Source organism: Streptomyces tailanensis (assembly GCF_008386495.1).
Lineage (GTDB): Bacteria > Actinomycetota > Actinomycetes > Streptomycetales > Streptomycetaceae > Streptomyces > Streptomyces tailanensis.
Genome location: NZ_VTHJ01000051.1, coordinates 28,631 through 49,390, shown reverse-complemented (window position 1 = coordinate 49,390; position 20,760 = coordinate 28,631). Strand labels below are relative to the sequence as shown.

The following is a 20,760-nucleotide window of genomic DNA, read 5'->3' as shown; positions in this document are numbered from 1 at the left end:
TTCGCTCTTCTCTCCGGTCGACGCTGGGTCTTCCCCAGGCTACGTCCCGGGGTCGGGCACCCCCAGTGGCGTGAGCCTCACACGAGGCTCAGCCCGATGCCCGGGGGTTGGGTCATGCTGACGCTGCGGAGTGTGACGGTACATCCCGCCCCCGTGTCAAACGGGAAAAGCCCACAACGGCCACTCGAACGGTAACCCGACTACCGCCATTCCTGCCGCCCGGCTTGTGCATCGGCCCTTTCCGGATCGATACGGAGCGCCACCCCCCGGTTACCTCACGGGCTCCCCGGGCTCCCCGGGCTCCCCGGCCCAGGATTCCGGCGCTCGCTCAGAGCCGCGTGAAGCACCACGCGCCGAGCGTGAGGGCGGCGACCGCCACGACGCTCGCGAGCGTCGCCGACATCACAGGACGCACCCCCTGGGCAACCGGTTCGCCCTGGCGCACCCGGATCGTCGTCCACAGCAGCAGCCCGCCCCCGAACAGGGCGAACACCACTCCCGCGAAGATCGCCGGTCCGCTCTCCATGTCCCGTCCTCCCACCCCTCGCCACCCAGCGACGGGAGGCTGGCACGCACGGGAAGCGGGCACGCGAACCCGAGGTGAACGTAAGGCGTCCGGGCTCCCGGTCCGGCTCTCAGACCGAGCCCGGCGTGGATATCTTCCCGGTCGTCTTGGAGGCGTCGGCGTTGCGCACCGTGCACACCACCTTGTTGAAGCCCTTCTCCCATTCGTTCTTGTCGGACACCCATCCCGACACGATCAGGTCAGCACCGGGCGCCCAAGTCGACTCGAACCTGTTGGTGCACAGCTTTCCGCCTTCGTCGAGGGCGCCCTGGAAGGTCATGCTGTCGGGCGCCTGCACCGATCCCACGACCTGGTCGGTGTGCGCTTCGGCACAGTCGGTCAGCGGTGCGTCGTATCCCTCGTCGTCCCTGGTGGTGTAGTCCCAGCAGTCGCCTATGGCCATCTGAGTGGGCCACAGGTACATGCCCACGTCACGGAGTCGGCCCACCTCGCCGCCGATCGGGACGTGCTTGCCGAGTACGAGACATGCCGTACCTCCTTTGGCCGTGGCGAAGCCCTCCTTCGTCGGGACGAGTGCGTAGACGTCCGCGTCGGGCAGGGCCTCGGCCATCGGGCCGGCCTGGCTGGCGCAGCGCTGCGCGCCGCTGGTGCGGGCCTCCGCGTGGTCGGAGGCCGTCTCGATCGCCACGACCTGGCCGTCCGGCCAGTCCTCGTCGCAGTCCACCACGCCCAGGTCGGGCACCGACGTGAACGTCGTCCCCGTCCAGACCGCCTTGACGCAGTCCCCCACCTCCAGCGGTTTCTTGAGGGCCGCGTTCTCGCCGTAGGGGTACTCCGACGGCGGCGAGGCGACTGGTTGCCCGGATTCGGTGGGCGAGGTACCCGGCGAGCCGTCGTCCCCGGTCATGTTGACCGCCAGCCAGGTCCCGCCGCCGCCACCAGCAGGACGGCCACGACGATCGCGACAGTCCCGGCCGCGGGCACCTTCCGCTTCGGCCCACTGGGCGGCGGAGCACCGGCCGTCATGGTCGGGAACCCCGCGCTGCCCGGCGAAGCGGCGCCGCCACCGCCGTAGGGCGTCGACGGGTTGGCCGAGTAGGGCAGCGACTGGTTGCCCACAGTGCCGCCGTACGGCCCCGGCTGGTTACCGGCAACACTCCCGTACGGCCCGGACTGGCCGCCCCCGTACGGGTTGTAGCCGTCGTACGGGCCCTGGGGCTGAGCCTGCTGCCAAGAGCCGTACGGCGACGGGCCGCCGCCCGGCGTGGGCGGACCTCCCGCCGGGGTGTTCGGCGTCGGTGGCGCCCCGGGCGTGTGCGGCGTCCCCGGGGTGTACGGCCCGTGCCCGGCGCCCGGTGTGTACGGCGTGTGGGGTGCGCCCGGCGTGTTCGGCGTTCCCCCGTTACCTGCCTGCGCGGCGGCCGCATAGCCGGGCGGTGCGCCCGCCGCGTAGCCCTGGGGCGGGCCGGCGGTCGCATGGCCGCCGGGGGTGGCGGGAGCGGGTCCGAAGCCCTCAGGTGCCGACGCCGGGGTGGCTCCCCAGCCCGGTGGTGTCGCGGCGCCGCCCGCGTCCGCGACCCGCTCCAGGCCGCGCGCCACCGCCTCCGGCGACAGCCGCCGCACCGGATCCTTGATGAGCAACCCGTGCAGGACGGGCGCCAGTTCACCGGCGCGGACGGGCGGCGTGGGCTCCTCGCCGAGCAGGGCCGTGAGCGTCGCGTACTCGCCGTGCCGGTCGAAGGGGCCGCGGCCCTCGACCGCCGCGTACAACGTGGCGCCGAGCGAGAACAGGTCGGCGGCCGGGGTCGGCGGCTCGCCCCGCGCCCGCTCGGGCGCCAGGTACCCGGGCGTGCCGAGGATGCCGGCGGTGGCGGTGAGCCGGGGTTCGCGGGACTCCGGCTGGAGCGCGATGCCGTAGTCGGTGAGCAGCACGCGCGCGTAGGGGTCGCCCGAGGCGTCAGCCGCGAGGAGGATGTTGGCCGGTTTCACATCGCGGTGGAGGATGCCGATCCGGTGGCCGGCGGTGAGCGCGTCGAGGACGGCGAGCCCGATCCGCGCGACCTGCTCGGGCGAGAGCGGCCCCCGCTGCCGTACGACCGCCTGGAGGTCGATCGCGTCCGGCACGTACTCCATGACGATCCACGGCAGGCCCGAGTGCAGCACCACGTCGTGGACCGTGGCCACATGCGGATGACCACGCAGGCGCGCGGCGTGCCGGGCCTCGCTGCGGGCCCGGGCGATGCTCCCCCACTCTCGGCTTCGCTCGAGCGGGGGCACCCCCATCGCGGACTCGGTCGCGTCCCTCGGGACGTCGGGCAGGGAGATCTCCTTCATGGAGACCTCGCAGGCCAACTCCTCGTCGTACGCGAGCCAGACCCGGCCCATGCCGCCCGCGCCGAGTGTGCGCAGCAGTCGGTACCGGCCGTTGATGACCCTTCCCTGGCCCTGCTCCGGCGTATCCCCCATCGCGATCCCCCACTCCCCCAGAGACAGCGCGTGCCTCCCCCGAGGACACGTCGAATCCGTCTCTTGAAAATAGCTTCGCACGTGCCACTGACAGGAGTCCTTTTGCGGACCAATCCAGTCAGACCGGGCACATGCGCCCCAAGGGTACGGATACGCCCCTTCCGCTACGAGGACGGGGCGCCGGAAGCCGTACAGGCCTGCTCACCGAGCCGGTTCGAGGAACCCCTGTTCCACCAGCAGTCGGATCTGGGCCGGCGTCCGGTCGCGCAGCGCCACCGGGTCCTCGCCGACGAGCTGGGCGATGGCGTCCAGAATCCGTCCCGCGCTGAGCGTGCCGTCGCACACACCGGCGAATCCGGCACCGACCGTGTCCACCTTCGTGGCCCGGCGCATGCCACGGTTCTGACGCAGCACCACATGCTCGGGATCCTCGGCGCCAGGCAGCCCGACCTGCTCCTGGACGACCTCGGAGGTGAGCCTGAAGTGCGCGGCGAGCAGCGCCGCGTCGTCGTTGGCCCGCAGGTAGTCGACGCGTGCGAAGTGCGCCCGCACGGTCTCGCCGAGCGGCTGTTCGACCGGATGCGGCCATTCCTCGACGGTGATCGACGGAGCGGCGTCCGCGGCGGCCGACTTCCGCAGTGTGATCCAGCCGAACCCGACGGCCTGCACCTTCCGCGCCTCGAACTCGTCGAGCCAGGCGTCGTACCGCGCCTGGTACTCGGCCACGTCACCGCGGTGGTCGCCCGCGTCCCGCAGCCACAACTCCACGTACTGCGTGACGTCCTGGACCTCGCGCTGCACGATCCACGCGTCGCACCCACGCGGCACCCATGACCTGAGCCGCTCCTGCCAGTCCTCGCCCTCAACGTGCTGCCAGTTGGCCAGGAACTGCGCGAACCCGCCCTCGTTCAACCGCTCCCCAGCCCCTTGAACGAGCGTCCGGCACAGATCGTCCCCGCCCATCCCGCCGTCGCGATAGGTCAGCCGGGTACCAGGAGAAATGACGAACGGCGGATTCGACACGATGAGGTCGTACGTCTCGTCCTCCTCCACCGGCGCGAAGAGCGAGCCCTGGCGCAGATCGGCGGCGGGCGTGCCGGAGAGTGCCAGCGTGAGCGCCGTGATGTGCAGCGCGCGCGGGTTGAGGTCGGTCGCCGTCACCCGGGTGGCGTGCTGCGCGGCGTGCAGTGCCTGGATCCCGGAGCCCGTCCCGAGGTCGAGGGCGGCCTCGACAGGTGTCCGCACGGTGATCCCGGCGAGCGTGGTGGACGCCCCGCCCACCCCCAGCACAACCCCTTCGTTCCGGCTCCCGATCCCCCCGGCCCCGCCGACGGCACACCCGAGATCGGACACGATGAACCAGTCCTCGCCCCCGGGCCCGCCGTACGGCCGCACATCCACGGTGGCGACGACCTCGCCGTCACCGACCGGATCCAGCCACCCGCACTCCACGCACGCGTCGACGGGCAGCACACCCTCCACACGCGCGCGTGCCACCGGCTGCTGCAACAGAAACAGCCGCACGAGCACCTCCAGCGGCGTCTCCCCCCGCGTAGCCCTGAGCGCCGGCACGACCTCACTTCGCGCCAACGCCGCATACGCGGACGCCCCGAGCAGTTCGAGAAGCCCGTCGGCAGTGAAATCAGCCCCGAGAAAGGCCCCCCGAAGCCGCGCGGCGACATCGAGCCGGTCAGTGGAGGGCAACGGGGACAACTTGGAGTCACTCACACCGCTCAGCGTAACCGCGAGCACGCTGTCCCTGACTGCGGGCAGTCGTGCCGCTGGGGCGATGGGGGCACCTCCCGCTCGAGCGAAGCCGAGAGTGGGGGAGGGTGGGCGCAGGCGGCACCCTGTCAGCGCCGGCAAGCGCGCCCTACCCCCGCCCAGCCCCGGCAAAGGGCACCCAGAAGCCCCCGGCCCAGTAAGCCCCCGCTCAGCTCTTCGTCGCGGAAGCCGGCGCCGAGGCGGTCCCGGACGCGGTCGCCGACTTGCAGCTCTGCTGCTCGGCCATCGCCTGCCCCACCTCCCCCTTCTCCAGCTCCTTCAGCGCGTCACTCCCGGTCTGGCTCAACTTCTCCAGTTCGGTCGCGACCCCTTCGAGCCCGTCCGCGAACTTCGCCTGGTCCTTCGTGTTCAGCGCGTCCGACTTCTTCTTCAGCTCGGCATACGCGGCCGACAGCTGATTCAGCTCGGTCACCGCGTTCTTCTGCTTCGTCGCACCGTCCTCGACATCCGGTGCCCCCGCCTTCTGGATGGCCGCGGCCATCGCCTTGTAGGCGTCGGAGATGTCCTGGAAGCCCTGGGAGTCGGCCTTCTGCACGTCCGCCGGTGCGCTGTCGTCCGAGGTCTCCTTCTGGATCGAGGCGTTGGCCGCCGCGATCTTCCTGATCTGCGGCTGCACGGAGTCGCAGACCTCCTTGGCCCAGGAGTTCAGCTGATCATTCGTGTCGTCGCTGCTGCAGCCGGACAGCGCCAGTACCAGTACCGCACCGCCGGACAGTGCGGCCGCGAGCTTCTTGTTCACCGGATTGGTCCCTTCCGTGGCTCTCGGCCCCGGAACATACACGCCGAATGGGCGACACCTGTGCGCCGAGCACCCTCTAAGTATCTTTTGTACCCCTTTGCACCAAGCGAGAGAAGGCTCACCGAGCCGTCGCCGCACACAGCGGGCGGGCGGCCGACGCGTCAACACGCGTCGTCCGCCCACCCTTTGAGCTGGGGCCTCGCAGGACCGTTCGTAAGACCGTCTACGAAACCACCGCTGGGTCCGCCGACTTGGTCATCCGCTCGGAGTTGCCTTCGTCACCCACGGCGATTCCGCGCCGCTTGGACACGTACACCGCCCCGACGATCACGGCGATCGCGACTGCGGCGATGGCGACGCGCAGCCCGACGCTCTTGTCCGCGCCGTAGCTGAACTGGACGACCGCGGGCGCGATGAGCAGCGCGACGAGGTTCATCACCTTCAGCAGCGGGTTGATGGCGGGACCCGCGGTGTCCTTGAACGGGTCGCCCACCGTGTCGCCGATGACGGTCGCGGCATGGGCCTCGCTGCCCTTGCCGCCGTGATGGCCGTCCTCGACGAGCTTCTTGGCGTTGTCCCAGGCGCCGCCGGAGTTGGCGAGGAACACCGCCATCAGGGTGCCGGTGCCGATCGCCCCCGCGAGATACGCGCCCAGTGCGCCGACCCCGAGCGTGAACCCGATCGCGATGGGTGCCATGACGGCGAGCAGACCTGGTGTGGCCAGCTCCCGCAGGGCGTCCTTCGTGCAGATGTCGACGACCCTGCCGTACTCCGGCTGCTCGGTGTAGTCCATGATCCCGGGCCGCTCTCGGAACTGCCGCCGCACCTCGTAGACCACCGAACCGGCGGACCGCGAGACCGCGTTGATCGCCAGCCCCGAGAAGAGGAAGACGACCGCGGCGCCCGCGACGAGCCCGACGAGGTTGTTGGGCTGCGAGATGTCCATCATCAGGTTCATGGGCGCGCCTTCGCCGGAGACCTTCTCTCCGACGTCGGTCGCGGCCGTGAGGATCGCGTCGCGGTACGAGCCGAAGAGCGCCGCCGCCGCGAGTACGGCGGTGGCGATGGCGATGCCCTTGGTGATGGCCTTGGTGGTGTTGCCGACGGCGTCCAGGTCGGTGAGCACCTGCGCGCCCGCGCCCTCGACGTCGCCGGACATCTCGGCGATGCCCTGCGCGTTGTCGGAGACGGGCCCGAAGGTGTCCATGGCGACGATCACACCGACCGTGGTGAGCAGGCCGGTGCCGGCCAGCGCCACCGCGAACAGGGCGAGCATGATCGACGTACCGCCGAGCAGGAACGCGCCGTACACGCCGAGGCCGATCAGCAGGGCGGTGTAGACGGCCGATTCGAGACCGATGGAGATACCGGCGAGGACGACGGTGGCCGCGCCGGTGAGCGAACTCTTGCCGATGTCCCGCACGGGACGCCGGGTGGTCTCGGTGAAGTAGCCGGTCAGCTGCTGGATCAGCGCGGCCAAGACGATGCCGATCGCCACCGCGACGACCGCGAGGACCCGCGGGTCTCCGCCGTGGCCCGCAATCGCCGTGTCCGTGACCCCTTCGAGGTCGGCGTACGACGACGGCAGATAGGCGTAGACGGCGATGGCGACGAGCACCAGCGAGATCACCGCGGAGATGAAGAACCCGCGGTTGATGGCGCTCATCCCGCTGCGGTCGCTGCGGCGTGGCGCGACCGCGAAGATGCCGATCATCGCGGTGAGCACGCCGATCGCGGGCACGATCAGCGGGAAGGCGAGCCCGGAGTCGCCGAAGGCCGCCTTGCCGAGGATCAGCGCGGCGACCAGCGTCACGGCGTACGACTCGAAGAGGTCGGCCGCCATGCCCGCGCAGTCGCCGACGTTGTCGCCCACGTTGTCGGCGATGGTCGCGGCATTGCGCGGATCGTCCTCCGGAATGCCCTGCTCGACCTTGCCGACCAGGTCGGCGCCGACGTCGGCGGCCTTGGTGAAGATGCCGCCACCGACACGCATGAACATGGCGATGAGCGCGGCCCCGAGGCCGAAGCCCTCGAGCACCTTCGGCGCGTCGGCGGCATACACAAGCACCACGCAGGAGGCGCCCAGCAGACCGAGCCCCACCGTGAACATGCCGACGACGCCGCCCGTACGAAAAGCGATCTTCATTGCTGTGTGCGAGACGGTGGTGAGATCTTTTTCCGGCTCGCCTTCCGCCGGTGTCGCTTCCCGGGCCGCCGCGGCGACGCGCACATTGCTGCGCACGGCGAGCCACATACCGATATATCCGGTGGCCGCCGAGAACGCCGCGCCGATCAAGAAGAACACCGACCGTCCGGCACGCTGATTCCAGTCGTCCGCGGGCAGCAGCATGAGCAGGAAGAACACGACGACGGCGAATACGCCGAGCGTGCGCAACTGCCGTGCCAGATAGGCGTTCGCGCCTTCCTGGATCGCCGTCGCGATCTTCTTCATGCTGTCGGTGCCCTCGCCCGCCGCGAGCACCTGGCGCACCAGGACACCCGCCACGGCGAGCGCGGCCAGCGCCACGACTCCGATCACCATGACGATGATCCGGTTGTCGTCGGTCAGCACTGCGGCTGCGAAGTTCGTGGGGTGGTCAAACCGTTGAGGGGTAGAAAGCCCCGCCATTCGTCCTCCTTGACGCTTGGGCTGAGCTCAAGATGTGGACGGATTCTAGGGAGCGGAACCTGATCAAAACAGTGCACGGCAAACGGAATTAGCCTTCAGATGCCCTTCAGCAAACGATCCGCGCACAGCCACATTACTCGAAAGAGGTAACGCCTCAAAGGCATTGACACTTGATCAAATAATCGTGCGATTGATCGTGAATTCCTTCACGAATTCCGGAGTTCCGATGAACGTTGATCGCAATTAATGATCTCATCAAAAGCAAAGGGCCCTGCTCAGCAGGGCCCTCGCGGTACTACGTGATGTTGTGAGGAGTTACGGCAGCACCGCGGTGGGCGGTGTCGTCGGCCAGCTCATACGGATCAGCCCGCCGTTCGCCCCGGTGGAGACCTCCACGTCGTCGACGAGACCGCTGATGACGGCGAGGCCCATGTCGTCCTCCTCGATGTCCACGTCCGCGTCGCCACCGGCACCCGACGCCTTGTCGCCGGGGACGGCGTGCGGCGCCTCGTCGCCGACCTCGATGGAGAACTGTTTCTCCTCTTCGATCAGCGATACCCGCACCGGTGCCAGGACACCGCTGTTCTGATGCAGTCCGACGGCACGGGTGCACGCCTCGCCGACGGCCAGCCTGACCTCGTCGAGGACGGCCTCGTCCACTCCGGCCCTGCGCGCCACCGCTGCCGCCACCAGTCGGGCGGTCCTGACGTGCTCGGGCAGCGCGCTGAAGCGGAGTTCAACGGTGGCCATGCATCCCCCTCGGAACTGGGCGTGCTGTTGGAGGACCGGGCCACTCGGGCCCGGTCCCCCCTCATTTGTCTCAGGCCGTTCCGGGCACGGGCCCGGAAGGGCGGGGTCAGTCGGTGGCCGCCACCGCTTCGTCGACCGAGGTGTGAATCGGGAACACCTTGGTCAGACCGGTGATGCGGAAGATCTTCAAAATCCGCTCCTGGTTGCACACCAGGCGCAGCGAGCCCTCGTGGGCCCGTACTCGCTTCAGGCCGCCCACCAACACGCCGAGCCCGGTGGAGTCGAGGAAGTCGACGCCCTCCATGTCGACGACGAGGTGGAAACTCCCGTCGTTGACCAGCTCGACCAGCTGCTCACGCAGCTTGGGCGCGGTATAAACGTCGATTTCGCCACCGACCTCGACGACCGTACGATCGCCGACGGTACGGGTCGACAGGGACAGGTCCACGGATCCTCCAGCACCTTGCTATCGAGCGTTCGCCCCTCAGGACACCTCGGCTTGAAGCCCCCGGGACGGTTCGCCAGCCGCGATGGCATTCAATCACTTACCGGCAGGCGTGCACGACGCCTTGGGTCCATTGTCCGTCACGCCGGTGACACACTCGGTGCCGATGGCCAAGAATCACCGATCCGATCGATCCTCGACGGACACCGCTCCCAGCCCCTCGCCGGGCACGGTCCTGGACCGGCTCGCCTCGGGGCCGAGCCGGGCTTCGCGCATCACTCATACGGAGCATGTGCCCCCGCGTGCGGGCCGTCATGCCGTCTGGCCCGACCGGATCCGCTCGGAGGTCGTCGCCGCCGTCCAGGCCGCGGGAATCGAACACCCCTGGGCCCACCAGGCACTCGTCGCCGAGCACGCCCTGGACGGCGACTCGGTCGTAGTCGCCACCGGCACCGCCTCCGGCAAGTCGCTGGCCTATCTCGTACCGGTGCTGTCGCGGTTGCTGGACGGCGCCGAGGCCCCGAACGGCCGCGGGGCGACCGCGCTCTACCTCGCCCCCACGAAGGCGCTCGCGGCGGATCAGTGCCGATCCGTGAAGGAATTTTCACAACCTCTCGGCAATGCGGTCCGTCCGGCCGTGTACGACGGCGACACCCCCGTCGAGGAACGCGAGTGGATCCGCCAGTACGCCAACTACGTCCTCACCAACCCCGACATGCTGCACCGGGGCGTCCTCCCCTCCCATCCCCGCTGGTCCTCCTTCCTGCGCGCCCTCAAGTACGTCGTCATCGACGAGTGCCACACCTACCGCGGCGTCTTCGGCTCCCACGTCGCCCAGGTCCTGCGCCGCCTGCGCCGCCTGTGCGCCAGGTACGGCGCCGAGCCCGTCTTCCTGCTGGCCTCCGCGACCGCCGCCGAGCCCTCCGTGGCCGCCGGCCGCCTCACCGGCGTCACGGTCACCGAGGTCGCCGACGACGCCTCACCCCGAGGTGAACTGTTGTTCGCCCTTTGGGAGCCCCCGCTCACCGAGCTGCACGGCGAGAAGGGCGCACCGGTACGGCGTACGGCGACCGCCGAGACCGCCGACCTCCTCACCGATCTGACCGTCCAGGGCGTCCGCTCGGTCGCCTTCGTACGCTCCCGGCGCGGCGCCGAGCTGATCTCGGTCATCGCCCAGGAACGCCTGGCGGAGGTAGATCGCTCCCTGGCCCGCCGCGTGGCCGCCTACCGGGGCGGCTACCTCCCCGAGGAACGCCGCGCCCTCGAACGCGCCCTGCACTCCGGCGAACTCCTCGGCCTCGCCGCGACGACCGCCCTGGAACTCGGCGTCGACGTCTCAGGCCTGGACGCCGTCCTCATCGCCGGCTACCCGGGCACCCGCGCCTCCCTGTGGCAGCAGGCGGGCCGCGCCGGACGCTCGGGCCAGGGCGCCCTGGCCGTCCTCGTCGCCCGCGACGACCCGCTGGACACTTTCCTGGTCCACCATCCGGAGGCCCTGTTCGACCAGCCGGTGGAGTCGACCGTCCTCGACCCCGACAACCCCTACGTCCTCGCCCCTCACCTGTGCGCGGCCGCCGCGGAGCTGCCTCTGACTGAGGAGGACCTCGGGCTGTTCGGCCCGGCGTGCGAGGAGTTGCTGCCGCAGCTGGAGGCCGCGAAACTGCTCCGCCGCCGCGCCAAGGCCTGGCACTGGACGCGCCGCGAACGGGCCGCCGACCTGACCGACATCCGGGGCCAGGGCGGCCGCCCCGTCCAGGTCGTCGAGACCGGCACGGGCCGGCTCCTCGGCACGGTAGACGCGGGCGCCGCCCACGCCTCCGTCCACGAGGGCGCGGTCCATCTGCACCAGGGCCGTACGTACCTGGTGCGCGAACTGGACCTGGAGGACTCCGTCGCCCTCGTCGAACAGGCCGACCCGCCGTATTCGACGGTCGCCCGCGACACGACCGCCATCTCCGTCCTGGAGACGGACACCGAAATCCCCTGGGGCGACGGCCGGTTGTGCTACGGCTCAGTCGAAGTCACCAACCAGGTCGTCTCCTTCCTCCGTCGACGTGTCATCACCGGTGAAGTGCTGGGCGAGACCAAACTCGACCTCCCTCCTCGTACGCTGCGCACCCGTGCCGTGTGGTGGACGGTCACCGAGGACCAGCTGGACGCGGCCCGGATCAACCCGGAGATCCTCGGCGGCGCCCTGCACGCCGCCGAGCACGCGTCCATCGGCATGCTGCCGCTGTTCGCGACGTGCGACCGCTGGGACATCGGCGGGGTCTCCGTCCCGCTCCACCCCGACACACTGCTCCCGACCGTCTTCGTCTACGACGGCCACCCCGGCGGCGCGGGCTTCGCGGAACGTGCCTTCCACACGGCCCGCGAGTGGCTCACCGCCACCCGCCAGGCCATCGCCTCCTGCGAGTGCGACGCCGGGTGCCCGTCCTGTGTGCAGTCCCCCAAGTGCGGCAACGGCAACGAGCCGTTGCACAAGCGGGGCGCCGTGCGACTGCTGGCCGAGTTGCTGAAGGGAGCGCCCCCGGCTTCGCGATAGGGCGGCGGCGCCTCGGAGCGGGCCCGGGCGCCCCAACCCGTCGGTGGACCCGGCGGTGGAACAGCCGGCCCCGGTGGGCCGGCCCTCGCCCTCATCTCGGCGGTGAGCAGTCCGGTGCCCGACGCCGCCGTCACGTCCGAGATCTCTCCCTCGACCTCGCAGCGCACCAGTCGGCTTCCCTGGGCCCTCGCCACCCGTTCCGCGGTCTCGCAGGCGGCCTCCCCGCCCTTCATCCAGTGGTCGGCCGCGGCGAGGGCCGCGAGGTCGGCCGCGCCGGCCGCCCGGTGGCGGATCACGACGGACTGGCCCATGCCCAGGACGGCGCCGAACACGACGCACAGCACGGCGATCGCGCCGAGGACCCAGACGGTGGCGGAGCCTCTGTCCGCCCGGGTGGCCTTGGTCAGCCGGTTGGACCACGAAAACCTCGTCCCCCTCACCCCTCTCATCCGATTTCCACCCCCACCGTCTCCTCCGCCAACGCCACGGCCTCATGGCTGAGGCCGAGGCCGAGGCCGTCCGGGCCCGGCGACCGGGCCGAGACCGCCACGTGCACGAAGTCGCCCTTACGCCCCACGGTGACCCGCGCCCCGTCCGGCGCCAGCTGCCGGGCCGCCGCCGCGACCGCGCCCGGCGGGTCCTGTCGGGCGGCGGCCCGGGCGCCGGCCCGCGCCGCGTCCACGCACTGGATCTGCGCACAGGCGGTGAGCAGGGCCCACACCAGCGCCATCGCGAAGAGGACCAGCACGGGCAGGGCCATGGCCGCCTCGGCCGTCACGAAGCCGTGATCGCCGCCCAGGGCCCTGCCGCGCCGTCGTGGCCTACGCCCCGCCACTGAGTGCCCGCCCGACGATCTGCTGCAGCTCCGCCTGGACCTGCCCGCTGGTCACCACCTTGTAGAGCACCGCGGCGAAGGCCACCGCCGCGATGATTCCGACGGCGTATTCGGAAGTCACCATTCCGGCGTCCCTCCGTGCCGCCCGCATCCGGCGCATCAGGGCCCGCATCACCCGAACCCGTACCGCTTCTCGTACTGCCTTGTACATCTCAACCCCCGTGAGGCTCTGTTCCGTTGACCGCCGATGGCTGGTCATCGTTCGTCTGACTACTGAGGCCGGCCTCGCTCATGGCCGGTCGTTTCCGTTCACCGCTGGTTCAAGCCCGTACCGTCATCCCCCGCCCCCTCCCAACAGGCCGTCCGCCAGCCCGATCACCACCGGCAGCACCCCGATCGCGATGAACGCGGGCAGGAAGCACAACCCCACCGGTGCGGTGACCATCACGGCGGCGCGGCGGGCCCGTTCCGTCGCCGCGCGTCCCCACTCGGCGCGGGCCTCGGCGGCGAGACGGGCGACTGGAGCGGCCGCCGGTACGCCCGACCGGTCGGCGCGTTCCAGAAGCCGTGCCAGTGCCCCGGCGCCGGGCAGCGCGGCCAGCGCCCGCCACGCCTCGGCCGGTTCACCCCCGAGCCGGGCCTCGGCCGCACCCCTGGCCAGCCGCTCGCCCACGGGCCCGCCCAGGGCCTCTCCGACGGCCTGTGCGGCCACGACAGGGCTCGCCCCGGCCGTGATGCAGGCCGCCAGGAGATCGGCGGCGAGAGGCAGTTGGCGGGCGGCCACCGCCACGTCGTACGCGTCTGCCGGGTCGCCGCCCCTGCTCCGCGTTCGCCGGAGCCACCACCACGCCCCGCCGCCGGCGGCCGACCCCAGCACCAGCCCCCAGAAGCCACCGATCAGCACCCAACCGGCGCACACCGCTCCGGCGACCGGCAGCCACGGCCGCACGGCATCCCTTGGGACGAGGTTCCGCCGGGGTGGCTCGGCGTCGAGGACGAGCACCGTACGCAGGCGGGCGCGCAGCCGTCGTTCGCGTCGTGCCGTGCCGAGCGACCGGGCGAGCCACCACAGTCCCAGGACCACGCACACGATCACCCCCAGCCTGTGGAAAACTTCCCCGCTCACGCCGCCTCCGCTCCCCGTACGATCCGCAGCGCCCACCACAGGCCGGCGCCCTCCAGTGCCGCGCCGACCAGCAGACAGCCCAGCCCGGCGGTGCTGTGCAGCACCACGTGCAGCGGGTCGGCGCCGAGCGCGGTGCCCAGCAGCAGCCCCAGCACCGGAAGCCCGGCGAGCATCACCGCCGTCGACCGGGCACCCGCCAACTGAGCCCGCAGGTCGGCCCGTTGGTCCCGCTCGGCGCGCAGGGCGCCTTCCAGACGGTCGAGCCCCGCGGCGAGGCCCGCGCCCCGGTCCACGGCCACCCGCCAGCACGCGGAGAGCCCCAGCAGCCCGCCGGCGCCCGGCTGCCGTGCCGCGCCCGCGAGCGCCCCCGGCACATCGCCGCCGAATCTCGCCGCCGCCAGCACCACCGCCTGCCCCTCGCCGAGCCCGCCCGAGTCCCGTGCGGCCCGGGTCAACGCCTCACCCGGCTGGCGCCCGGCCCCCACCTCCCCGGCGAGCGCCGCGCACAGCGCGACCACGGCATCGCCCCGCCGCTCCCCATCCCGGCGCTCCTGAGCCGCCCGCCGCACCCGCCTCAGCAACGGCACCCCGGCCGCGCCCGCGAGCACCGGCAGCACCGAGGCCCCCAGCACCGCGATCACCGCCCCGGCCACCGGCGCCCACCACTCGGCCCCCAGCCGTCGCACCCGGCCGACCGCCCGCTCCCAGCGCGGCGGCCCCACCGCCCCGCCACCGGCCAGCAGCAACCGAGCCCGCCGAGCCCCGCTCTCCCACCCGCCGCCCCACATCCAGGCCGCCGCCCCGGCACACGCCGCAGCAACCCCGGCCGACACCTCCCCGACCCCCGTCACAACGCCCCACTCCCTTGCCCGGTCCCGTCCCGCAGGTCACCCCGAAGCAGCCCCCGCAGCCGCCCCCACCCCCGCTCGTACACGAACGCCTCCGCGCCCCAGCGCAGCGCGGGCACGGTCACCACCAGCCCCGACGCGTCCCGTTCCAGCACATGCACCTCGGCGATCCGCCGCCGCCCGTCCCGGTCCCGTACGAGATGGAGGACCACCGAGAGCGCGGCCGCCAACTGGCTGTGCAGGGCGGCCCGGTCGAGCCCGGCGGCCGTGCCGAGGGCCTCCAGGCGGGCCGGTACCTGCCCCGCCGCGTTGGCGTGCAACGTTCCTGAGCCACCCTCGTGTCCCGTGTTCAAAGCGGCCAGCAGGGACACGACCTCGGGCCCTCGTACCTCGCCGACCACCAACCGGTCCGGGCGCATCCGCAGCGCCTGCCGTACGAGGTCCTGGAGCTCGACGAGCCCCACGCCCTCCTGGTTGGCGGGTCTGCCCTCCAGCCGCACCACATGCGGATGGTCGGGCCGCAGCTCCGCGGAGTCCTCGGCGAGCACGATCCGCTCGCCCGGGTCGACCAGGCCGAGCAGGGCGCTCAGGAGCGTGGTCTTGCCGGTCCCGGTCCCACCGCTGATGACGTACGACAGCCGGGCTCGGATCAGCGCCCGCAGCACCCGGTCGCCGCCCGGCGGCACCGTGCCCGCCGCCGCCAGCTCGTCGAGCGTGAACGCCCGTGGTCGTACGACCCGCAGGGAGAGGCAGGTCGAACCCACCACCACCGGTGGCAGCACCGCGTGCAGCCGGGTGCCGTCCGGGAGTCGTGCGTCGACCCACGGCCGGGCGTCGTCGAGCCGGCGTCCGGCGACGGCGGCCAGGCGTTGCGCGAGCCGCCGTACGGCCGCCGCGTCCGGGAAGGAGACCCCGGTCAGCTCCAGGCCACCGCCGCGGTCCACCCACACCCGGTCCGGCGCCGACACCAGCACATCGGTGACCGACGGGTCGGCGAGCAGCGGCTCCAGCGGCCCGCTCCCCACCAGCTCCGACCGCAGCCGCTCGGCGGCACCGAGCACCTCGGCGTCCCCGAGCACCCGCCCCCGTTCCCGCAACGCCTGCGCCACCCGCGCGGGCGTCGGCTCGGCACCACTCTCGACGAGCCACTGCCGAACGCCGTCCAACAACCCCTCGTCAGGCACTCCGTTCACCGCCCCGCTCCCTCCCGGAGACAAGCCACGCGTCACGCTCATCCGCCCTCACCCCCGGCCGACACCCGCTCCCAGAAGCCTTCGCAGAACCGCCCGAGCGGGCCGCGTGGGATGCCTCCCGGTGGTCTGCCGCCGTCCGGCAGCCCGGGCTCGACCGGCACCTCGCCCGCGAGTGGCAGCCCGAGCAGGCGGGCCACCTCGTGGTCGTCGAGGCCCGGGGCGTACGGCCCGCGGACGGCCACGCGGAGGTCGCGCAGGACCATGCCGAAGGCGGAGGCGACCCGGGAGGCGGCCGCGACGGCGCGCAGTTCGGCGGGGACCACGAGCAGGCCGAGGTCGAGTTGGGCGAGGGCCTCGGCGACGCCGTCGTCGATGCGGCGCGGCAGGTCGACGACGACCGCTCCGCTGCGCCGTCGGCCGGCGGCGAGGACCGCTCGTACGGCCTGGGGCGGGATGGCGACGGTGTCGCCGCGGTCCCAGCTCAGGACGCGCAGGGAGTGCAGTTCGGGCAGCGACTCCTCCAGGGCGCCGCCGCCGACCCGGCCGCGTGAGGCGGCGAACGCCGGCCAGCGCAGCCCTTCGGCGCTCTCGCCGCCCAGGAGGACGTCCAGGCCGCCGCCCAGCGGGTCGGCGTCGACGAGCAGCGTGCGCCTGCCCTGTCGCGCGGAGGTGACGGCGAGCGCGCAGGCCAGCGTGGACGCCCCGGCGCCGCCGCGGCCGCCGATCACGCCGACGGTGAGCGCGGGTCTGCCCACCCCTTCGGCCACGTCGGCGATGCGGTCGACGAGCCACTGTTCGCCGTCCGGCAGCATCAGGACGTGGTCCGCACCGATCTCCACGGCCCGCTGCCAGATCCCGGAGTCGTCCTGGTCCTTGCCGACGAGCACCACTCCGCGTCTGCGCACGGCCCCGCGCAGTCGGCGCGCCGCGTCGTCGCCGACGAGCACGAGCGGCGCCGCCTCCCACCTGCCCCGTCCCTCCGGCACCCCGTGGTGGACCTCCGCTCTGGCGCCGGCGGCCGCGCACAGGCGCAGCAGGTCGTCCAGCAGTTCCATGTCCTCGGTGACGATCAACGGCCTGCCCTGCCGCCCCTCGGCGGCGGACGTCCGGTCGTCGGCGATGGCTCCCGCCACGATTTCCAGCCCCCTTCGCTGCACCCCGCGCGGGATGCGCGGCGCCCTCTCGGCGCATCCGCGGTTCCCGCCCGTTCGCCCGTGCAAGGGCGCCCGGGTGTCGGGCGCCCGTGTTCAAGTCCTGTGTGAAGAGCCGGCGATCGGCCGCCACAGGGGCGGCCGACGAAACCGGCCGAACGCGTCCGAGAAACCGAACCGGCCATGAACTCGCCGCCGTTGGGACGCGCTGGAATCACGGTGCAGCGATCTCGGAAATCGTGTGGATCTTGGTCGATAACTGTGGACAACTCGACGCTTGTGAATATCGCCGTCACCCGAACAGGCGACCCGCGTGCGACTTCCACAGCGCAGCCCGACAGCTACGCACAGTGACGGATCCTATGGAAGGGCAGAGAAATGCCCACAAGGGCACGGAACGGCCTCGTGGGCGGGAGAGAGGAGGGGAAAACGCACCCGGACATGCGACGACCCCCACCGGGGGGGGAGAGTGGGGGTCGTCTCCACGGCCGACTCGGGGGGGGAGGAGTCGGGCCGGGTTAGCACGGTCGCGAACGATCCGTGACTTCCATGGTGTACCCGAGAGGCTTCCCAGGCAAACCCACGCGCCCCACACTAGCCCGAATGGCGGGCGCCTATGCTCGGCGTCGTGGAAAACCACTCCCTGCCTCGCACAGCGGCCTTCTTTGACCTGGACAAGACGGTCATTGCGAAGTCGAGCACGCTCACGTTCAGCAAGTCGTTCTACCAAGGCGGCCTGATCAACCGCAGGGCCGCCCTGCGGACGGCATACACCCAGTTCGTCTTCCTCGCGGGCGGCGCCGACCACGACCAGATGGAGCGGATGCGGAAGTATCTGTCCGCGCTGTGCCGGGGCTGGAACGTCCAACAAGTGAAGGACATCGTCGCCGAGACCCTTCACGATCTGATCGACCCGATCATCTACGACGAGGCCGCCTCCCTCATCGAGGAGCACCACATCGCGGGGCGGGACGTCGTGATCGTCTCCACCTCCGGCGCCGAGGTGGTCGAGCCGATCGGCGAACTCCTCGGGGCGGACCGCGTGGTGGCGACCCGGATGGTCGTCGGCGACGACGGCTGCTTCACCGGCGAGGTGGAGTACTACGCCTACGGCCCGACCAAGGCCGAGGCGATCCGGGAACTGGCCGAGTCCGAGGAGTACGACCTGGCGCACTGCTACGCGTACAGCGACTCGGCGACCGATCTGCCGATGCTGGAGGCCGTGGGGCACCCGCACGCGGTGAACCCGGACCGGACGCTCCGCAAGGAGGCCCTCGCGCGCGGGTGGCCGATTCTGGACTTCCATCGGCCGGTGCGTCTGAAGCAGCGGCTGGCCGTGCGGCCGCGACCCGCGCTGCTCGCTGCCGCCGCCATAGGAGCCGCGGCGGCCACCGCGGGGCTCGTCTGGTACGCGAGCCGGCGCCGTGTGGCGACCGCCTGACCCGTGGGCACCACGCCCCGGACCGATTCACCCTCTTTGAAGGCAAAAGTAAAGAAGCACAACCAGGGGTTCCGGTTGCTCTGGTCCTGGAGTAGAAAGGAGTCAAGGCCCGCGAGACCAAAGGACATCCGAAAGGATCACCTTTAATTACTCATTTTGGCCCCACGGACCCAGCATGAACACCGGGCACCCACGCGACGTCGACCCGTCGATTACGGGCCAGCCGCACCAGGTGACGGGCAAAGTTCCCGGCCTGATGGGCACATATCGAGGACGCTTGGTAACCGGGTGGACATGCCAGCGGCGGTACGAATTCTCGTACCGCCGCAACCCTTTTCAGGGACTTTCCGGAACTTTCCGCGACGGTTACGCCGCCCCGCGCTGCAGCGCCTCGCACACGGCCGTCGATTCACGCGCGCCCAGCTCGATCGCCCTGCCGCAGTGGCCGATCCAGGCGGCCATGCCCTCCGGAGTGCCGGAGACATAGCCGTCCAGGGCGGCGAGGTAGGCGGCCCGGCCGAGTTCCGCGTGGCCGACCTCCGCGGGGCAGACGGACTTGGGGTCGAGACCGCTGCCGATCAGCACGATCCGCTCGGCCGCGCGCGCGACGAGTCCGTTGTCGAAGCCGAAGGGCCGCAGCGCGAGCAGCTCGCCGTGGACGACGGCCGCGGTCACCAGGGCGGGGGCCGAACTGCCCTTGATGATCAGTTCGGCGAGGCCGTCCAGCCGGCCGGATACCTCGGCGGCACTCGGCAGCGGCAGCTCGACGAGGGGCTCGTCGACCGGCTCACCCTCCTGCCGGGGCCGCCCCACGCGCGCGTGGTCCTCACCCGCCGCCACCAGATGCAGCCGGGCCAGTACCCGAAGGGGCGACTGCCGCCAGATGGACAGCAACTGGCCCGCCTCGGCGGTCAGCCGCAGAGCGGCGCCCATGGTGCGCGCCTCGCCGTCGTCCTGGCCGCTGAAGTCCGTACGACGGCGCACCTCTTCGAGGGCCCAGTCGGCGCCGGACAGCGCCGCGGAGCCACGCGCGCCACGCAGGGCCGCCTCGGAGGTGACCGCGTTGCTGCGTCGCCTCATCACGCGGTGGCCATAGACCCGGTCCACGGACTTCCGCACGGATTCCACGGACTCCGCCACACCGGGAAGCTCACCCAGGGCCGCGAGCGGATCTGCGGTCGCACCTGTCGTACTCATGAGTACGACCCTACGCGCACTTGACGGCCACCCCTCGAAGGAGTGGTCTTCCACAGCCACATGAGCACCCTTGGCGTCATCCCACTACCCTTGGTGAACATGAAAATTGCTTTCGTCGGCAAGGGCGGGAGTGGCAAGACCACGCTGTCCTCCCTGTTCATTCGCCATCTCGCCGCCTCCGGAGCTCCGGTCGTCGCCGTCGATGCCGACATCAACCAGCACCTGGGCGCCGCCCTCGGCCTCGACGAGTCGGAGGCCGCCGAGCTGCCCGCGATGGGTGACCGGCTGTCGCTGATCAAGAACCATCTGCGCGGCTCCAACCCGCGCATCGCCTCCGCCGAGACGATGATCAAGACGACCCCGCCCGGCGAGGGCTCCCGCCTGCTGCGGATCTGCGACCCCAATCCGGTCTACGACGCCTGCGCGCGCCCGGTGGAACTCGACGGCGGGGCCATCCGTTTGATGGTCACCGGCCCCTTCACCGACGCCGACCTGGGGGTCGCTTGCTACCACTCCAAGACGGGAGCGGTGGAGCTGTACCTGAACCACCTGGTGGACGGCCGCGACGAGTACGTGGTGGTCGACATGACGGCCGGTTCGGACTCCTTCGCGTCCGGCATGTTCACCCGCTTCGACATGACGTTCCTCGTCGCCGAGCCGACTCGCAGGGGCATTTCCGTCTACCGGCAGTACAAGGAGTACGCCAGTGACTACGGCGTGGCCCTGAGGGTCGTGGGCAACAAGGTGCACGGGCAGGACGACCTCGACTTCCTCCGCGCCGAGGTCGGGGACGACCTGCTGGTCACCGTCGGCCACTCGGACTGGGTGCGTGCCCTGGAGAAGGGCCGCCCGCCCCGCTTCGAGCACCTGGAGGAGCCCAACCGCCGCACCCTGCGCGCCCTTCACGAGGCCGCGGACGCCACGTACGAACTGCGCGACTGGGAGCGGTACACCCGCCAAATGGTGTACTTCCACCTGAAGAACGCGGACAGTTGGGGCAATGAGCGGACCGGAGCCGACCTGGCCGCGCAGATCGACCCCGACTTCGTCCTCGACGAGGGCCTCATGGCCACGGTCTGACCCT

At 71.3% G+C, this 20,760-nt stretch carries 16 protein-coding genes and 2 pseudogenes; 3 read left to right on the top strand and 15 right to left on the bottom strand.

What is annotated here, in order from left to right:
• Positions 1-328: 328 nt before the first annotated feature.
• The 7 genes and pseudogenes from F3T56_RS33080 to bldG all read right to left on the bottom strand — a co-directional run bounded on the left by F3T56_RS33080 (position 329) and on the right by bldG (position 9,343).
• Positions 329-526: a hypothetical protein gene (locus F3T56_RS33080; RefSeq protein ID WP_149829031.1), complete on the bottom strand. Its 198-nt coding sequence runs from the start codon at positions 524-526 to the stop codon at positions 329-331.
• Between the two features lie 109 nt (positions 527-635).
• Positions 636-2,992: pseudogene (locus F3T56_RS33075) on the bottom strand (serine/threonine-protein kinase).
• Between the two features lie 201 nt (positions 2,993-3,193).
• Complete coding sequence (locus F3T56_RS33070) at positions 3,194-4,720, bottom strand: DUF7059 domain-containing protein (RefSeq protein WP_149829030.1); 1,527 nt, start codon at positions 4,718-4,720, stop codon at positions 3,194-3,196.
• A gap of 205 nt (positions 4,721-4,925) precedes the next feature.
• Complete coding sequence (locus tag F3T56_RS33065; RefSeq protein ID WP_172639254.1) at positions 4,926-5,516, bottom strand: small secreted protein; 591 nt, start codon at positions 5,514-5,516, stop codon at positions 4,926-4,928.
• 223 nt (positions 5,517-5,739) lie between these two features.
• Positions 5,740-8,145 (bottom strand): sodium-translocating pyrophosphatase, encoded by a 2,406-nt coding sequence (locus F3T56_RS33060; RefSeq protein ID WP_149829028.1) that lies wholly within the window; start codon positions 8,143-8,145, stop codon positions 5,740-5,742.
• 315 nt (positions 8,146-8,460) lie between these two features.
• Positions 8,461-8,895 (bottom strand): ATP-binding protein, encoded by a 435-nt coding sequence (locus F3T56_RS33055; protein ID WP_149829027.1) that lies wholly within the window; start codon positions 8,893-8,895, stop codon positions 8,461-8,463.
• Between the two features lie 106 nt (positions 8,896-9,001).
• The gene (gene bldG, locus F3T56_RS33050) at positions 9,002-9,343 is read right to left on the bottom strand and encodes an anti-sigma factor antagonist BldG (protein WP_005475923.1); all 342 of its coding nucleotides are present in this window, start codon (positions 9,341-9,343) and stop codon (positions 9,002-9,004) included.
• Between the two features lie 82 nt (positions 9,344-9,425).
• Between bldG and F3T56_RS33045 the strand changes: the two genes are divergently transcribed.
• Positions 9,426-11,885: a DEAD/DEAH box helicase gene (locus tag F3T56_RS33045; protein WP_172639253.1), complete on the top strand. Its 2,460-nt coding sequence runs from the start codon at positions 9,426-9,428 to the stop codon at positions 11,883-11,885.
• Between the two features lie 134 nt (positions 11,886-12,019).
• Here the strand turns inward: F3T56_RS33045 and F3T56_RS33040 are convergent.
• From F3T56_RS33040 to ssd, 7 genes and pseudogenes are all read right to left on the bottom strand, one after another.
• A pseudogene (locus F3T56_RS33040) lies at positions 12,020-12,334 on the bottom strand (Rv3654c family TadE-like protein); the annotation flags it as partial.
• Entirely contained in the window at positions 12,331-12,663 is a 333-nt protein-coding gene (locus F3T56_RS33035) for a TadE family type IV pilus minor pilin (protein ID WP_425473679.1), read from the bottom strand. The pseudogene F3T56_RS33040 and the gene F3T56_RS33035, both read right to left, overlap by 4 nt.
• Positions 12,664-12,706: 43 nt before the next feature.
• Positions 12,707-12,931 (bottom strand): DUF4244 domain-containing protein, encoded by a 225-nt coding sequence (locus F3T56_RS33030; RefSeq protein ID WP_149829024.1) that lies wholly within the window; start codon positions 12,929-12,931, stop codon positions 12,707-12,709.
• A 123-nt stretch (positions 12,932-13,054) separates the two neighbouring features.
• Positions 13,055-13,846, bottom strand: coding sequence for a type II secretion system F family protein (locus tag F3T56_RS33025; RefSeq protein ID WP_149829023.1), 792 nt, complete (start codon positions 13,844-13,846; stop codon positions 13,055-13,057).
• Positions 13,843-14,634: a type II secretion system F family protein gene (locus F3T56_RS33020; RefSeq protein WP_425473689.1), complete on the bottom strand. Its 792-nt coding sequence runs from the start codon at positions 14,632-14,634 to the stop codon at positions 13,843-13,845. Before F3T56_RS33020 ends, F3T56_RS33025 begins: the two co-directional genes overlap by 4 nt.
• 59 nt (positions 14,635-14,693) lie before the next feature.
• Complete coding sequence (locus F3T56_RS33015) at positions 14,694-15,887, bottom strand: TadA family conjugal transfer-associated ATPase (protein WP_149829021.1); 1,194 nt, start codon at positions 15,885-15,887, stop codon at positions 14,694-14,696.
• A gap of 38 nt (positions 15,888-15,925) precedes the next feature.
• On the bottom strand, positions 15,926-17,020 hold the full coding sequence (ssd, locus tag F3T56_RS33010) for a septum site-determining protein Ssd (RefSeq protein ID WP_149829020.1): 1,095 nt from the start codon (positions 17,018-17,020) through the stop codon (positions 15,926-15,928).
• Between the two features lie 634 nt (positions 17,021-17,654).
• Here ssd and F3T56_RS33005 point away from each other — a divergent pair.
• Complete coding sequence (locus F3T56_RS33005; RefSeq protein WP_149829019.1) at positions 17,655-18,479, top strand: HAD family hydrolase; 825 nt, start codon at positions 17,655-17,657, stop codon at positions 18,477-18,479.
• 366 nt (positions 18,480-18,845) lie between these two features.
• Here F3T56_RS33005 and F3T56_RS33000 read toward each other — a convergent pair whose 3' ends face one another.
• Positions 18,846-19,676, bottom strand: a complete 831-nt coding sequence (locus F3T56_RS33000; protein ID WP_149829018.1) for a Fic family protein — start codon at positions 19,674-19,676, stop codon at positions 18,846-18,848.
• Positions 19,677-19,775: 99 nt separating this feature from the next.
• Between F3T56_RS33000 and F3T56_RS32995 the strand changes: the two genes are divergently transcribed.
• The gene (locus tag F3T56_RS32995; RefSeq protein WP_149829017.1) at positions 19,776-20,756 is read left to right on the top strand and encodes an ATP-binding protein; all 981 of its coding nucleotides are present in this window, start codon (positions 19,776-19,778) and stop codon (positions 20,754-20,756) included.
• Positions 20,757-20,760: the final 4 nt, after the last annotated feature.

Bases quoted from the DNA above. Each gene is read 5' to 3' on its own strand.
- F3T56_RS33060 (WP_149829028.1), bottom strand. From the start codon at position 8,145: ATGGCGGGGCTTTCTACCCCTCAACGGTTTGACCACCCCACGAACTTC.
- F3T56_RS33000 (WP_149829018.1), bottom strand. From the start codon at position 19,676: ATGAGTACGACAGGTGCGACCGCAGATCCGCTCGCGGCCCTGGGTGAG.
- F3T56_RS32995 (WP_149829017.1), top strand. From the start codon at position 19,776: ATGAAAATTGCTTTCGTCGGCAAGGGCGGGAGTGGCAAGACCACGCTG.
- F3T56_RS33020 (WP_425473689.1), bottom strand. From the start codon at position 14,634: ATGTGGGGCGGCGGGTGGGAGAGCGGGGCTCGGCGGGCTCGGTTGCTG.
- F3T56_RS33045 (WP_172639253.1), top strand. From the start codon at position 9,426: ATGGCATTCAATCACTTACCGGCAGGCGTGCACGACGCCTTGGGTCCA.
- F3T56_RS33005 (WP_149829019.1), top strand. From the start codon at position 17,655: ATGCTCGGCGTCGTGGAAAACCACTCCCTGCCTCGCACAGCGGCCTTC.
- F3T56_RS33030 (WP_149829024.1), bottom strand. From the start codon at position 12,931: ATGTACAAGGCAGTACGAGAAGCGGTACGGGTTCGGGTGATGCGGGCC.
- F3T56_RS33055 (WP_149829027.1), bottom strand. From the start codon at position 8,895: ATGGCCACCGTTGAACTCCGCTTCAGCGCGCTGCCCGAGCACGTCAGG.
- F3T56_RS33080 (WP_149829031.1), bottom strand. From the start codon at position 526: ATGGAGAGCGGACCGGCGATCTTCGCGGGAGTGGTGTTCGCCCTGTTC.